Raw genomic sequence first — 14,469 nt, forward strand, 5'->3', positions numbered from 1 at the left:
GTCTCCCTCCCCCTTGTGGGGAGGGAGTAAGCCGCGCGCTCTGGCTTCGGCGCTGTCTGCATGACCGGATACCTGCTCCGTCGTTTGCTCGGCTTTGCCGTGACGTTGTTCGTTGCGGCAGCGATTATCTTTTTTGTGCTGGACCTGCTGCCCGGCGATCCGGCGCAGTTCATTCTGGGCGTGAATGGCACGCCGCAGGCGGTGGCCAAGCTGCGCGTGCAACTGGGGCTCGATGGGCCTTCGGTGCAGCGGCTGTTCATCTGGATCGGCGGCATGCTGCAGGGTGACTTCGGCATTTCGTATACGCAGAACGCGCCGGTGGCGCAGTTGATCGGCGAACGGCTGCGGGTGACGCTGCCGCTGGCGGGATTTGCCATGGCGCTATCGGTGGCGGTGGGGCTGCCGCTTGGCATCGTGGCGGCGCGGCGCCGGGGAAAGCTGCTCGATACCGGGCTGATGGTTCTGGCGCAGACCGGCATTGCGGTGCCGAATTTCTGGGTCGGCATGTTGCTGGTGCTGGCATTTTCCGTGGGGCTGCACTGGTTGCCATCGGGCGGGTTTACCGCCTGGAGCGAAGACCCGAGCGGGGCGCTGCGCAGCCTGATCCTGCCCAGCGTTGCGCTGGCCCTGCCCGAAGCCTCGATCCTGGCGCGGGTGATGCGGACGGCGCTGGTGGACGTACAGGGGCAGGACTTTATCCGCACCGCGCGGGCCAAGGGCATGACCATGAGCGAGGCGGTGTGGCGCCATGGGGTGCGCAATGCGCTGCTGCCGGTGCTGACCATTCTGGGGCTGCAGTTCGCCTATATGATTGCCGGGACGATCATTATCGAGAACGTGTTTTTCCTGCCGGGCCTGGGCAAGCTGATCTTCACTGCCATCCTGCAGCGTGACCTGATTCTGGTGCGCGGCGCGGTGATTGCGCTGGTGGTGGCGGTGACCACGACCATGCTGGTGGTGGACCTGCTTTATGCGCTGGTCGATCCGCGATTGCGGGATCGGAGCGGGCCATGATTCTGTTCCGCCACCCTAGCCTGTGGATCGGTCTTGGCGCCACGCTGGCCTTTGCGGTGCTGGCGCTGACATCGATCGTGTGGACGCCCTACCCGATCGCCGGTATCGACATCGCTGTGCGGTTTCAATGGCCAAGTGCCGCGCACTGGCTGGGCACCGACCAGTTGGGCCGCGACATGGTTTCGCTGATCATGGCGGGCACGCTGACCAGTTTCGTGGTGGCGGCGCTGGCTGTGGCGATCGGCGCCGGCATCGGCGTGCCGCTGGGGTTGGCGGCAGCGGCATGGGGCGGGCCGGTTGAATGGCTGGTGCTGCGGATGGCGGATTTCGTGTTTGCCTTTCCGGCGGTGGTGGTGGCGATCCTGGCGGCAACGCTGTTCGGGCCGGGGGCGATGAATGCGGTGCTGGCGATCGGGATTTTCAACATCCCGGTATTTGCGCGGGTGGCGCGCGGTGGCGCGCTGAGCATCAAGACACTGGACTATGTGGCAGCGGCCCGGCTGGCGGGGCTGGGCAACTGGGCCGTCGCCTTCCGCCACCTGCTGCCCAATATTGCCAGCCTGATCATCGTGCAGAGTACCATTCAGCTCTCGCAGGGCATTCTGGCCGAGGCCGGGCTGAGCTATATCGGGCTGGGCACGCAGCCGCCGGCCACCAGCCTGGGGCTGATGCTGCGCGACGCGCAGAGCCTGTTTCTACTGCATCCGTGGCTGACCCTGGTGCCGGGGCTGTGCATCGTTTTGATCGTGATCGCTCTCAATCTTGCCGGCGACGGGCTGCGCGACGCGATCGATCCGCGCCTGAAACGACGAGGATCGCCGCATGCCACTGCTTGAGGTGAAAAACCTGTCGGTGGCGTTTGGTCCCCATGTCGCCGTGGCCGATATCAGCTTTGCGCTGGAGCGCGGCGAACGCTTCGGCATTATCGGGGAGAGCGGCTCGGGCAAGACGCTGACGGCGCTGTCGATCACGGGCCTATTACCCGAAGGCGCGGCGATGGACGGCAGCATCAGCATCGACGGCGTGCCGCTGCCAACCAATGAAAAGGCCATGGCCCGGCTACGCGGCAAGCGCATCGGCATGGTGTTTCAGGAGCCGATGACGGCGCTCAACCCGCTGATGCCGATCGGCGACCAGATTGCCGAAGCCATCGAGCTGAGCCAGACCGCCAGCGTTGCCCATATCGAAGTGCCGCCACTGCTCAAGGAAGTGGGGCTGGAGGCGCGGCACGCAGGGCGTTTTGCGCACCAGCTTTCGGGCGGGCAGCGGCAGCGCGCCATGATCGCCATGGCGCTGGCCAGCAAGCCTGACATTCTGATTGCCGATGAGCCGACCTCGGCGCTGGACCTGATCACCCAGCGGCGCGTGCTCGATCTGATTGCCGAGCTGTGTACGCGGCGGCAGATGGCGTTGCTGTTCATCAGCCATGATCTGAAGGCGGTGGCGACACTGTGTTCGCGGGTGGCGGTGATGCATGACGGCGTGCTGGTGGAAACCGGCAAGGCGCAAAGCGTATTCGGAGCGCCGCGACAGAACTATACGCGCAGGCTGGTGGCGGCGACGCAGTTCAAGGTGCGGCCGCTGGCCCGACCGCCGATCGGGTCGCCGTTGCTGAGCGTTGAAGGGATTACCCGCGACTACCGCCAGGGTGGTTTACCGTTCTTTCCGGCCAAGGCATTGCGGGCCGTCGATGCGGTCAGCTTTGCCATCAACAGCGCCGAATCACTGGCGCTGGTTGGCCCGTCCGGTTGTGGCAAGACCACGCTGGCGCGGATCATTGTCGGGTTGGACCGGGCCACGTCGGGCCAGATCACGCTGGCGGGACAGGTCTATCACGGCTCGGACTTGCCCAATGGCCTGCGGCGCGATGTGTCGCTGGTGTTTCAGGACCCGTTCGGCAGCTTTGATCCGCAATTGACCATCGAGCAATCGATCGCTGAACCGCTGCGGCTGGAAAAGGGGCTGACGCCGGACCAGCGTATCGATCGGTTGATCGAAGCGGTGGAAACCGTGGGGCTGGATGCGGCAATGCTGCGCCGGCATCCGCATGAATTTTCTGGCGGGCAACGGCAGCGGCTGGCGATTGCCCGGGCGCTGATTACAAAGCCACGGCTTTTGGTGCTGGATGAACCGGTATCGGCGCTGGATATGTCGGTGCGGGGCGACGTGCTGGCGCTGCTGGCGCGGTTGCAGGCCGATTTCGGGCTGACCTACCTGATCATCAGCCATGACCTCGATATGGTGCGCGCCATTGCCGACCGGGTGATGGTGATGGAGGCCGGACGGATCATCGAAGAGGGCAAGCCGGGCGAGATTTTTGCCAATCCGCAGCAGAAGCTGACCCGCGAACTGGTGGCGGCGCGCCTGCCGGAGTTGAGCGGGTAAACCGCTGCATTTGGCAACCTAAACAGCCCCAATCTCGGTGTCACCCCGGCGCAGGCCGGGGCCCATCCCGAGATTTCAAGATGGATCCCGGCCTACGCCGGGATGACATCGCGTTTTTGAGTGGCTCAGCGCAAACGTCGAAACTAAACCACCGCGCTGATCAGCGGTTCACCCGCGAAATGCGCATCCAGATTAGCCACGACCAAAGCGCCCATGGCGTCGCGGGTCTGGTTTGTGGCGCTGCCCTGGTGGGGGGAGAGCACGACATTGTCGAGGCCAAGCAGGCCGGCGGGGACTTGGGGTTCTTTTTCGAAGACGTCGAGGGCCGCACCGCCGAGGGCGCCGGAGGCCAGCATTTCGACCATGGCGGGTTCATCGATCAGGGTGCCGCGGGCGACGTTGACCAGCATGCCCCTGGGGCCGAGCGCTTCGAGCACCTGACGCGAGACGATACCATCGGTGCCGGCGCCGCCGGGGGCGATGATGACCAGCCAGTCGCTGTCGCGGGCCATTTCGGTGAGGTCAGAATAATAGATAAAGGGCTCCCTGACCTGCCGCTTGCGGCCGTAATAAACGACGCGCATTTTCATCGCCTGGGCCCGGACGGCGATTTCCTTGCCGATGCGGCCAAGGCCGAGGATGCCGACGGTCTTGCCGGTGAGTTCGGTGAAAAGACCGAACTGGGCGCCGGGCCATTTGCCCTGACGGACGAACTGATCGCCCTGTGGAATGCGACGGGCCAGCGCGATCATCAGGCCGATGGTAAGTTCGGCCACGGCATCATTGAGCACATTGGGCGTATTGGTGACGCGGATATTGCGGGCCTTCGCGGCGGCAGTATCGATGGAGTCGTAGCCGACGCCGAAATTGGCGATGATTTCGAGTTTGGGCAGCTTGTCCATCAGGTCGGCCTGCATGGAACCGCCGGCAACGCCGCGGATATTGGGCGCGACGCTGGCGATGAGCGCATCCTTGTCCGCCGCTTCGTGCAGCTTGTGGACGGTGTAGCGTTCGGCCAATGCCGCTTCGCAGGAGGCCAGCAATTTGCCGGTCTGCAGGATTTCGATGGGCATGCGGCGTCTCCCCGAACAAATCAGTCAATCAGCTCAATCTGATAACGCTAGCCCTTAGGCAAGTCGATCAGCCCTGCACAAAAAGCAGGCTTTTGTGCTTTGGACCGGCTGGACGTGGCCGCGCAAACGTGTAGCAATGCAAGGGCGATGGGACGAACACTATTACCCTTCGGAGCATAATGGCCGACAAAACGCCGTTTGACGAAATGCATAATGCGGACGGCACTGTCCGTGAACCCTATCGCGCTTTGGCCCAATGGCTGGACGAGCAACCTGACCGGGCCCTGAGCCTGATGTCGTCGGACGCCGAAGCGATTTTCCGCCGGCTGGGCATCACCTTCGCGGTTTACGGTTCGGAGGAAGGCACCGAAAAGGTCATTCCGTTCGATGTCATCCCGCGCATCATTTCAGCGATGGAATGGCGCAAGCTGTCCAAGGGTATCGAGCAGCGGGTGCGGGCGCTCAATGCCTTTTTGTATGACATCTACCATCGGCAAGAGATTTTGAAGGCCGGGCGGGTGCCGGAAAAACTGATCCTGCAGAATTCGGCGTTTTGCCCGGAAATGATGGGCATCGAACCGGCCAAGGGGGTTTACGCCCACATTATCGGCGTCGACATCGTGCGGGTCGGGCCGGACGAATTTTATGTGCTGGAAGACAATTTGCGCACGCCGTCGGGTGTTTCCTACATGCTGGAAGACCGCGAGGCGATGATGCAGCTGGCGCCGGACCTGTTCCAGCGCTGCAAGGTTGCCCCGGTTGAAAACTATCCGGAAAACCTGCGCCGGACGCTGGAAAGCGTGGCGCCGGCCAATTCCAAGTCGTCGCCCAATATCGCGGTGCTGACGCCGGGGATTTATAACTCGGCGTATTTCGAGCATTCGTTCCTCGCCGACCAGATGGGCGCCCAACTGTGCGAGGGGCCCGATCTGTTTGTCGATGGCGGCAAGGTTTATGCCCGCACCACCACGGGACCGGAGCGGATCGATGTGATCTATCGCCGGATCGATGATGACTATCTCGATCCGCTGACGTTCAGGCCGGATTCGATGCTGGGCGTACCGGGGCTGTTCGATGCCTATCGCGCCGGCAATGTGACCTTGGTCAATGCGCCGGGCACCGGGATTGCCGACGACAAGGCGGTCTATACCTATGTGCCCGAAATCATCGAATTCTATCTCGGTGAAAAGGCGCTGCTGCAGAACGTGCCGACGTATAATTGTGTCGACACCGACCAGCGGGCCTGGGTATTCGACAATATCCACGAACTGGTGGTCAAGGAAGTGCATGGATCGGGTGGCTATGGCATGCTGATCGGGCCGACCTCGACCAAGGCGCAGCGCGAAGAGTTCAAGAAGAAGATCGACGCGCGACCAGACAATTACATCGTGCAGCCGACCTTGGCGCTGTCCACCTGCCCCACCTATGTCAATGCCGGCATCGTGCCGCGCCATGTCGATCTGCGGCCCTATGTGCTGATCGGCGACGAAGTGCGGATCACCCCCGGCGGGCTGACCCGCGTGGCGCTGAAAAAGGGTTCGCTGGTGGTCAATTCCAGCCAGGGCGGCGGCACGAAAGATACCTGGGTGCTGGAAGATTGATGACATACACAGCCATCTCGCTCAATCTGGGCACCACCCCCTCCCTTGATCCCTCCCCACAAGGGGGAGGGTGTCGACTGATCGATCAGTTCAGCTTTGTCGGAAGATTCAAGTCAGCCTCCCTCCCCCTTGTGGGGATGGCCGGGGTGGGGATTCGGTCTGACATGGTGCAGGAACAGTGAGAATGCTCGGTCGCACCGCACAAAATCTGTTCTGGCTGTCGCGCTATGTGGAGCGGGCCGAGAACATGGCCCGGCTGCTCGAAGTGGGCTACCGGATGAGCCTGACCTCGCGGCGCGAGGGCGGCAATTCGGAACATCTGATTTCGATGATGAAGGCCGCCGAGGTGGACGAGGAATTCGCCGCCAAGCACAAGCAGGCCGACCTCGATACGGTCGCCCATTTCATGATGTTCGATCCGAGCAATCCGAGTTCGGTGTATTCCTGCCTGATGGCGGGGCGCACCAATGCGCGCTCGGTGCGCACGGCGATCACCACCGATATGTGGGAAACGCTGAACGCGGCGTGGCTGGAATTTTCGCAGATCAAGCCGCGCGACGTGCGCGGGGCCAAGCTGCTGGAACTGCTGGAATGGGTGAAGCACCTGAGCCACGAATTCCGCGGGGCGTTGCTGGGCACCATTTTGCGCGATGACGGGTTTGCGTTTTCGCAGGTGGGCAATTTCGTCGAGCGGGCCGACAATACGGCGCGCATTCTGGACATGAAATATTATGTGCTGCTGCCGCGCGCCAAGATGGTGGGCGGAGATCTCGACATCCAGCAATGGACGCTGATCCTGCGGGCGGCGTCGGCGCATCTGAGCTACAAGCATGTCTATCACGACCGCTACAAGGCCCATGACATTGCCGATTTCCTGATGCTGCGGCCGGAAATGCCGCGCTCGCTGATCTTTTGCGCCAAGATGATCGAGGAAACGCTGGGCAACCTGACGGCGATCTACGGCACATCGGGCGAATGCCACGAGGCGGCGGTACAGCTCTCGGCCATGGTTTCGGACACGACGATGGACAAGGTGTTTGCCCAGGGGCTGCACGGCTTCCTGACCGAGTTTATCGCCCGCAATAACAAGGTGACCGAGACCCTCTCGGAGAATTACAACTTCTACTAGGCTATGGTGAGATTTAGTGAGGGCGGTCTGCAAACGGCGATTTTCTGCGCTTCCGGTGCTCACGTACGAACGTACGCTCCGCTCCGGTTCTCGAAAACCACCGTTTTCGACTCACCCTGACGTAAATCTGACCACACCCTAGCGCTCCCCCTCAGCCCGCGTGATAAAGACCTGACCATGCGTATTGCGATTACCCACCAGCTTTCGATCACTCCACCTGCCGGTTCGACCAATGCGGTGCTGCACCTGTTGCTGACGCCGCAGAGCGGGGTGACGCAGACGGTGGAAAGCTGGAGCGTTTCGGCTGCCGGGATTGGCAATGCGGCGCGGTTTGCCGATGCGTTCGGCAATACCGTGCATCTGGTCAACCAGGCCCGGCCGGAAGGCGAATGGAGCGTCAGCGTTACCGGCGTGGTCAAGACTTTTGACCGGCATGGCGTGCTGGGCCGGCCTGCCGGTGAACCCGTGCCGGCGCTCTACAAGCGCTTGACGGCACTTACAAAGGCGCCGGTGACGCTGTACAGCAAATTCCGTGGCTCCAAGGACAGCCGGCTCGATGTTTTGCATGCGCTGATGGCGCGCGTCGCCGAGCAATATGCTGCACCAGAAGCGCCAGTGCAGATGCAGACCCAGGGTGCGGCTGGGCAGAGCCAGTCGCAGGGTGCGGCCAAGGCTGTTGCAGCCACCGCCATGGACCTGACGCACAGCTTTATCGGGGCAGCGCGGGCGCTGGATATTCCGGCGCGTTATGTGACCGGCTACGTTGCGGGTTCCGATGAAAACGAGCCGGGGTTTCATGCCTGGGCCGAAGCGTTTGACGAGCATCTAGGCTGGATCGGGTTTGACTGCCTGTTGCAGGTTTGCCCGACCGAACAGCATGTGCGGCTGGCAGTGGGGCTGGATGCGGTTTATGCGACGTCGCTACGGGGCGTGCCGGCCGGTGATGGCGTCAAGCTGGGCGCGGTGACGGTGGACGTGGCGGAGTAGAGGTTCCGCCGGGTTATTGCAGTCTGCACCCTCCTCCTTGCAGGGGAGTGAGCAAATGTAACGCCCTCACTCTCACTCACGGAGGAGGCCTTGGTTTCGAATATGCGGAAGCGGCCCCTCACCCTGACTTTTCGCTGAACGCGAAAAGTCTGTCCCTCTCCCGCAAGGGGCGAGGGGGGACGACTGAAAGTTTGGTGTCGCATAACCCCTCCGCACTTATTCCGCTGGAACTTCGTCACACTTGTGCTGTTAGCTCAGGGCAGCGAATCGAGGAGATCGACATGACGGAATGGTGGCGCGGCGGAGTTATCTATCAGGTTTATCCGCGCTCGTTTCAGGACAGCAATGGTGATGGCGTGGGCGATCTGCCTGGCATTATCGACCGGCTCGACCATATTGCCAGCCTCGGGGTCGATTGCATCTGGCTGTCGCCTATAACCCGTTCGCCGCAGGCCGACATGGGCTATGACGTGTCCGATTATCGCGATGTCGATCCGCTGTTCGGCTCGCTCCATGATTTCGACAGCCTGGTGGAGCGCGCCCATGCGCGGGGCCTCAAGGTGATCATGGACCAGGTGGTCAGCCATACTTCGGACCTGCATCCGTGGTTCCAGGAATCGCGGCTTAACCGCACCAATGCCAAGGCCGATTGGTATATCTGGGCCAATCCGCTGCCCGATGGCTCGCCGCCCAATAACTGGCCGGCGGTATTCGGTGGACGCGCCTGGGAATGGAACCCGACGCGCGGCCAGTATTACATGCACAATTTCCTCGCCAGCCAGCCGGACCTGAACTTCCACAATGGCGAAGTGCAGCAGGCGGTGCTCGATGTGATGCGCTTCTGGCTGGAGCGCGGCATCGACGGGTTCCGGCTCGATACCGTGAACTACTATTTCCACGACAAGAAGCTGCGCTCCAACCCGCCCAACAAGGTCAAGAGCGAGCACCTGGCCTATGCGGTGAACCCCTATGACATGCAGGAGCACAAATTCTCCAAGAGCCAGCCGGAGAACCTGGATTTCCTCAAGCGCGTGCGCAGCCTGCTCAATGAATATCCGGGCACAACCTCGGTGGGTGAGGTGGGCGACAGCCATAAATCCGTGCAGTTGATGGCCGAGTACACCTCGGGCGGCGACACGCTGCATATGTGTTACGGCTTTGATTTCCTGGGGATGGATTTCACCGCCAAGCATTTCCGCAGCCGGATCGAGCAGTTCTTCAAGGTTGGGCCGGATGGCTGGCCATGCTGGAGTTTTTCCAACCACGACGTGCCGCGCCACATGACGCGCTGGACGCCGCACAGCCTGTCGCAAGGCGATCTGGCGCGGCAGGCGGCGGCATTGGTGCTGTCGCTCAAGGGTTCGGTTTGCCTGTATCAGGGCGAAGAACTCGGGCTGCCTGAAACCGACCTGTTGTTCGAGGAATTGACCGATCCGCGTGGCATCCGCTTCTGGCCCGAGGACAAGGGGCGTGACGGTTGCCGGACGCCAATTCCGTGGGATGAGGGGGCCGCGCCCAATGGTTTCACCACCGGCCGTCCATGGCTGCCGGTGAAGCCGCCGCAATCGGCGCTCAACGTCGCCAGCCAGAATGCCGATGCCAATTCGACGCTGGCGTTTTACCGCACCATTCTGGCGTGGCGCAAAGACCATTCGGTACTGCTCGATGGCGATATCGAGTTCATCAAGACCGCCGAGCCGGTGCTGGCGTTCCGCCGTACGGGCGCTAACCGCGATATGCTGTGCGTGTTCAACCTGTCGGCGGACAATCTCGATGTTGCGCTCAGCGGGTTGAAGGACGCGGCGCTGGAGACGGTGTCTGGGAATGCGGCGCTGGATGGCAAGACTCTGTCGCTGGGGGCCAATGGCTATGCGTTTTTCGCCATACCGGCGGGGAGCAAGGCGCGGGTCAAGTTTTAGGCGCTGGCCTTTGAGGCAGTGGGTGCGGAGGGAACCCCTCACCCTGATTTTCTGCTGAACGCAGAAAATCTGTCCTTGTTCGGTTCAAACCGCTCCACTGGAGCGTTTTGTGGCTACGCCACCACCTCCAAGTCCCACAAGGGGCGAGGGTGGGCTGGTGGTCGCGCCCGAGGGCAGGCTCCGGGCTGATGAGGGGTTCTATCGGTCTAAGTCCAAGCGCAATTCTCGCCGCCGGATTGCCACAACAACCGCCGGGATCGCCAAGCTCAACATCAGCAACCTGATAACGTGATGCGCCGCAATGAACGCCGTGTCGTAGCCCATGGCGACGCCGAGGGCGCCCATGCCTTCGAGGGCGCCGGGGGACAGGCCGAGCCAGATCTGGCCGAAGGGCATGGCGACCAACTGGCTCACGGCGTAGGCAATGGCGGTAACGATACACACGGTCATGCCGGTGGCGATGATGCCGCCCAGGGCCGCCTTGGCGAATTCGCTGCGGCTGATGCCGGCGAAACGTGAACCGGTGAGGGCGCCGGTCATCACATAAGTGGCAATGGTCAGCGGCGGGGGCAGCGCACCGGTGAAAACGCCGCCCAGTTTGGCAAGGGTTGCGGCGGCCATGGCGCCGAGCACGAAGGCGGCGGGCACCTTGAGGCGCAGAAAGACGAAACCGGCCGCGGTGCAGACCGCGGCGAGCAGCAGCAATTGCCAGGGGGCGATGAGTTCAACGCCGGTCGGCTGGGTGAAGTGCTGGATCGGCAGGAACAGCGCGCCGACGGGTACCACGATGATCAGCATCAGGATGCGGATGACCTGGATGATGGCGATCTGGCGGGCATTGCCGACACCGGCCGACGCAATGCCCATGACGAAGGACAGGTGGCCGGGAAACGAGCTGAGATAGGCCGTGCCGGGATCGAGCCTGAAGAAGCGCTGCAGCATCCAGCCGGTGGTGGCGATGATGATCACCAGTTCGAGCGCCAGCGCCAACAGGCTCACCGGCCAGCGCGGGATCAACATCAGGCTGTCGCGCGCCACGGTGGCGCCCATGGCCATGCCGACCATGACGAAGCCGACGTCGCGCAGCCAGGTGGGGACCAGGACAGGAATGCCGGCCATGGCGCCAATGCTGGTGGCCAGCGCGCCACCCATGATCCAGCCGGCGGGAATGCCTAGTGCATTGCCGAGGAAGCCGCCCGCCGCCGACAGCAAAAGCGTCAGCAGCGTCGCCAATGTTGCCCGAGCGGGGCTCACCGGGACGGCAGCGCGCGCTCGGCCAGCCGCACCCAGTAACTGGCGCCGATCGTCAGGTTCTCGTCGTTGAAATCGTAATCGTCGGTGTGCAGTTCGGACGAATTGCCATTGCCGATGAAAATATAGGCGCCCGGCCGTTCGATCAGCATGAAGGAGAAATCCTCGCCACCCATCGATGGCGGCACATCGGCGTCCACTCGATCGTCACCGACGATTTCGCCGGCAACTTTGGCGGCAAACGCTGCCTGATCCGGGGTGTTGCGCGTCACCGGGTAGCCGCGCATGTAGTTGAGCGTCGCCCTGGCGCCGAAGCTGGCGGCAAAGGCAGGGATAAATTGCTCCATCCGGGCGATGATCTGATCCTGCACGGCTTCATCGAGCGTGCGCACGGTGCCCTGCAGGCGCGCGGTGCGGGCGATGACGTTGTCGGCCTCGCCGGCTTCGACGATGGTTACCGACAGCACAGCGCTTTTGAGCGGATCGATGTTGCGTGAGACGATGGTCTGCAGGGCGACGATCAAATGGGCGGCGACTACGACGGGATCGATGGTCTGCTGCGGCCGCGCCGCGTGCCCACCAATGCCTTCGATATCGATGGCGAAACGATCGGTCGCGGCCATGATGCCGCCATCGCGAATGCCGAATTGGCCAATCGGCATGCCGGGCCAGTTGTGCATGCCATAGACCTCGGCAATGCCGAACCGCTCCATCAGCCCATCCTGCACCATCTCGCGGCCGCCGCCGCCGCCCTCTTCGGCGGGCTGGAAGATCAGCGCGATGCGGCCATCGAAATTGCGGGTTTCGGCAAGGTATTTGGCGGCGCCCAGCAGCATCGACATGTGCCCGTCATGGCCGCAGGCGTGCATCATGCCGGCTTTGGTGCTGGCGTAAGGCAGGCCGGTTTTTTCACTCATCGGCAGCGCGTCCATATCGGCGCGCAGGCCGATGGTACGGCCACTGGTATTGGTCTTGCCATTGATGATGGCAACAACGCCGGTGCGGCCGATGCCGGTAACGATCTCGTCGCAGCCAAAGGATTCCAGCAGCATGGCCACCTGCGTGGCGGTGCGTTCCACCGCGAACAGGATTTCAGGATGGGCGTGGAAATCCTGTCGCCAGCCAGCGATTTCGGCGTGAAAATCGGCGATGCGGTTCAATACGGGCATAAAACTTCCGGAATTGCCTAGGCTTGGCTGCAATGTCGCCGCCATGGCCGCCCGCGTCAACAGCGCTGCGGCAGGGTTTTCTCTCAAAGCCGCTTTGCGAAGGCCAAATTTTTAATAGCTTGCCTTGTGATTGCGAGCGGGATTTGCCAAACCACCGGCACAGTTTGCCGGAGAGTTCCAGCCCATGAAAATCCTCGTCGCCGTCAAGCGGGTCGTCGACCACAATGTGCGCATCCGGGTGCGGCCCGACGGGACGGGCGTGGAAACCACCGGCGTACGGATGTCGATGAACCCGTTCTGCAAGCATGCGGTGGAAGCTGCCGTGCAACTGGCCGAGGCCGGACAGGCAGACGAAATCGTCGTGGTTTCGATCGGGCCGAAGGCGGCAAATGATGTGATCCTGACCGCATTGGCGATGGGCGCGCATCGCGGGATTTTGATCGAAACGGACGCGGCGCTGGAAACGCTGACCATTGCCAAGCTGCTGGCCAAAGTGGTGGCGGAAGAGGCGCCCGATCTGGTGCTGCTGGGCAAGCAGGCGGTGGACGATGACAGCAACCATGTCGGCCAGATGCTGGCGGGGTTGACCGATCTGCCGCAGGCGACGTTTGCCTCGGAGATCAAGCTGGAGGGTGGCACACTGTCGGTAACGCGAGAAGTGGATTACGGCCGGGCGACGATTGCCATTCCCCTGCCCGCGATTGTCACGGCGGACTTGCGGTTGAACACGCCGCGCAATGCGGCGCTGCCGATGGTAATGAAGGCGCGGCAGAAGCCGCTGGCGGTGCGCTCTGCCGCAGAGTTTGGCGTCGATCTGACGCCGCGTCTGGTGGTCGAAAAAGTCAGCCCGCCACCTGAGCGGGTCGCTGGTCGGACCGTAGGCAGCGTTAGTGAACTGGCCGGTGCCATCGCAGCAGAGATTTCCGGCATGGAAGCGTTGTGATGGCTGTTCTGGTGCTTGCCGATCACGATCTGGGGACGCTGTCGCCGGCAACGGCGCGGGTGGTGAATGCTATTGCAGGACTTGGTGCGGTTGACGTGCTGGTGCTGGGTGAAGGGGTCGATCAGGTTGTGACACAGGCGGCGGCGCTGAACGGCATTGCCAAGGTGATCGTTGCGCAGGACGTGGGCTTCAACAGCCAGTCCGCAGAGGCACTGGTGCCGGTGCTGGTGGGTCTTGCGAGTTGCTACAGCCATATCGTGACCTCGGCGGGAACGGTTGGCCGCGATGTGTTTCCGCGGCTGGCGGCAAAGCTCGATATCCAGCCGATTACCGACGTGGTGGCGGTGCGTGGCGCCAACCGGTTCGACCGACCGATCTATGCCGGCAATGCGATTGAGACGGTGACGTCGAACCAGGTCCGACAGGTTTTGACCATACGGGCGTCGGCGTTCAAGCCGGTGGCGAGTGGCGGTTCGGCAAGTGTTGAGCCGTTGACCCACGGTACGGTGACGCAGGTGGCACAGCTGGTGGCGGCGCATCGGACGCAAAGCGACGTGCCGGACCTGGCGACGGCGCAGATCGTGGTTGGTGGCGGTATCGCGGTCGGTTCGTCCGAGGGCTTCACGCTGATCGAGCAGTTGGCGCGGCGGCTGAATGCGGCGGTCGGAGCGACCCGGGCTGCGGTTGATGCCGGTTATGCGCCCAATGACTGGCAGGTGGGGCAGACCGGCAAGATCATTGCGCCGGACCTCTATATCGCTATCGGCATTTCCGGAGCGCTGCAGCATCTGGCTGGCATCCAGGGCGCCAAGAAGATCGTGGCGATCAATACCGATGCGGAGGCGCCGCTGGTCAAGCTGGCGGACGTGGCGCTGATCGGCGATCTGTTTACGACGATTCCGGCGCTGATTGCCGAGCTGGATAGGGTTGGGGTGACGCTGTAAGCGGGCATCACGCCTTCTACCAATTGCAAATTCGGCCATCTCGCCTATAAGGGC

12 protein-coding genes are annotated in these 14,469 nt (G+C 62.6%); 9 read left to right on the top strand and 3 right to left on the bottom strand.

The features are described from left to right. Positions 1–60: 60 nt before the first annotated feature. Genes ABIT12_RS11175 through ABIT12_RS11185 form a run of 3 tightly spaced genes read left to right on the top strand, consistent with a single transcriptional unit; the run spans position 61 to position 3,399 of the window. On the top strand, positions 61–1,014 hold the full coding sequence (locus ABIT12_RS11175) for an ABC transporter permease (protein ID WP_348042731.1): 954 nt from the start codon (positions 61–63) through the stop codon (positions 1,012–1,014). After that, the gene (locus tag ABIT12_RS11180; RefSeq protein WP_348042732.1) at positions 1,011–1,850 is read left to right on the top strand and encodes an ABC transporter permease; all 840 of its coding nucleotides are present in this window, start codon (positions 1,011–1,013) and stop codon (positions 1,848–1,850) included. The genes ABIT12_RS11175 and ABIT12_RS11180 overlap by 4 nt, the downstream gene beginning before the upstream one ends. Then, a complete protein-coding gene (locus ABIT12_RS11185) occupies positions 1,837–3,399 on the top strand; it encodes an ABC transporter ATP-binding protein (RefSeq protein WP_348042733.1) in 1,563 nt (520 codons plus the stop codon). The genes ABIT12_RS11180 and ABIT12_RS11185 overlap by 14 nt, the downstream gene beginning before the upstream one ends. A gap of 143 nt (positions 3,400–3,542) precedes the next feature. On the opposite strand, the gene ABIT12_RS11190 is transcribed toward ABIT12_RS11185, so the two are convergent. Further along, positions 3,543–4,472: a 2-hydroxyacid dehydrogenase gene (locus ABIT12_RS11190; RefSeq protein WP_348042734.1), complete on the bottom strand. Its 930-nt coding sequence runs from the start codon at positions 4,470–4,472 to the stop codon at positions 3,543–3,545. Between the two features lie 179 nt (positions 4,473–4,651). On the opposite strand from ABIT12_RS11190, the gene ABIT12_RS11195 reads away from it, so the two are divergent. The 4 genes from ABIT12_RS11195 to ABIT12_RS11210 all read left to right on the top strand — a co-directional run bounded on the left by ABIT12_RS11195 (position 4,652) and on the right by ABIT12_RS11210 (position 10,108). Then, positions 4,652–6,073, top strand: a complete 1,422-nt coding sequence (locus ABIT12_RS11195; protein ID WP_348042735.1) for a circularly permuted type 2 ATP-grasp protein — start codon at positions 4,652–4,654, stop codon at positions 6,071–6,073. A 184-nt stretch (positions 6,074–6,257) separates the two neighbouring features. Continuing rightward, complete coding sequence (locus ABIT12_RS11200; RefSeq protein ID WP_348042736.1) at positions 6,258–7,202, top strand: alpha-E domain-containing protein; 945 nt, start codon at positions 6,258–6,260, stop codon at positions 7,200–7,202. Between the two features lie 177 nt (positions 7,203–7,379). Beyond that, positions 7,380–8,189, top strand: coding sequence for a transglutaminase domain-containing protein (locus ABIT12_RS11205; RefSeq protein ID WP_348042737.1), 810 nt, complete (start codon positions 7,380–7,382; stop codon positions 8,187–8,189). A 281-nt stretch (positions 8,190–8,470) separates the two neighbouring features. Then, complete coding sequence (locus ABIT12_RS11210; protein WP_348042738.1) at positions 8,471–10,108, top strand: alpha-glucosidase family protein; 1,638 nt, start codon at positions 8,471–8,473, stop codon at positions 10,106–10,108. Between the two features lie 198 nt (positions 10,109–10,306). On the opposite strand, the gene ABIT12_RS11215 is transcribed toward ABIT12_RS11210, so the two are convergent. After that, entirely contained in the window at positions 10,307–11,362 is a 1,056-nt protein-coding gene (locus ABIT12_RS11215; protein WP_348042739.1) for an AbrB family transcriptional regulator, read from the bottom strand. Beyond that, entirely contained in the window at positions 11,359–12,528 is a 1,170-nt protein-coding gene (locus tag ABIT12_RS11220; RefSeq protein ID WP_348042740.1) for a M20 aminoacylase family protein, read from the bottom strand. Before ABIT12_RS11220 ends, ABIT12_RS11215 begins: the two co-directional genes overlap by 4 nt. A gap of 184 nt (positions 12,529–12,712) precedes the next feature. Here ABIT12_RS11220 and ABIT12_RS11225 point away from each other — a divergent pair, with 184 nt between their 5' ends. Continuing rightward, a complete protein-coding gene (locus ABIT12_RS11225) occupies positions 12,713–13,471 on the top strand; it encodes an electron transfer flavoprotein subunit beta/FixA family protein (RefSeq protein WP_348042741.1) in 759 nt (252 codons plus the stop codon). After that, on the top strand, positions 13,471–14,415 hold the full coding sequence (locus tag ABIT12_RS11230) for an electron transfer flavoprotein subunit alpha/FixB family protein (RefSeq protein ID WP_348042742.1): 945 nt from the start codon (positions 13,471–13,473) through the stop codon (positions 14,413–14,415). Before ABIT12_RS11225 ends, ABIT12_RS11230 begins: the two co-directional genes overlap by 1 nt. Positions 14,416–14,469 lie beyond the last annotated feature (54 nt).

The sequence above is a fragment of the Devosia sp. genome (assembly GCF_039927955.1).
Taxonomy (GTDB): Bacteria; Pseudomonadota; Alphaproteobacteria; order Rhizobiales; family Devosiaceae; genus Devosia.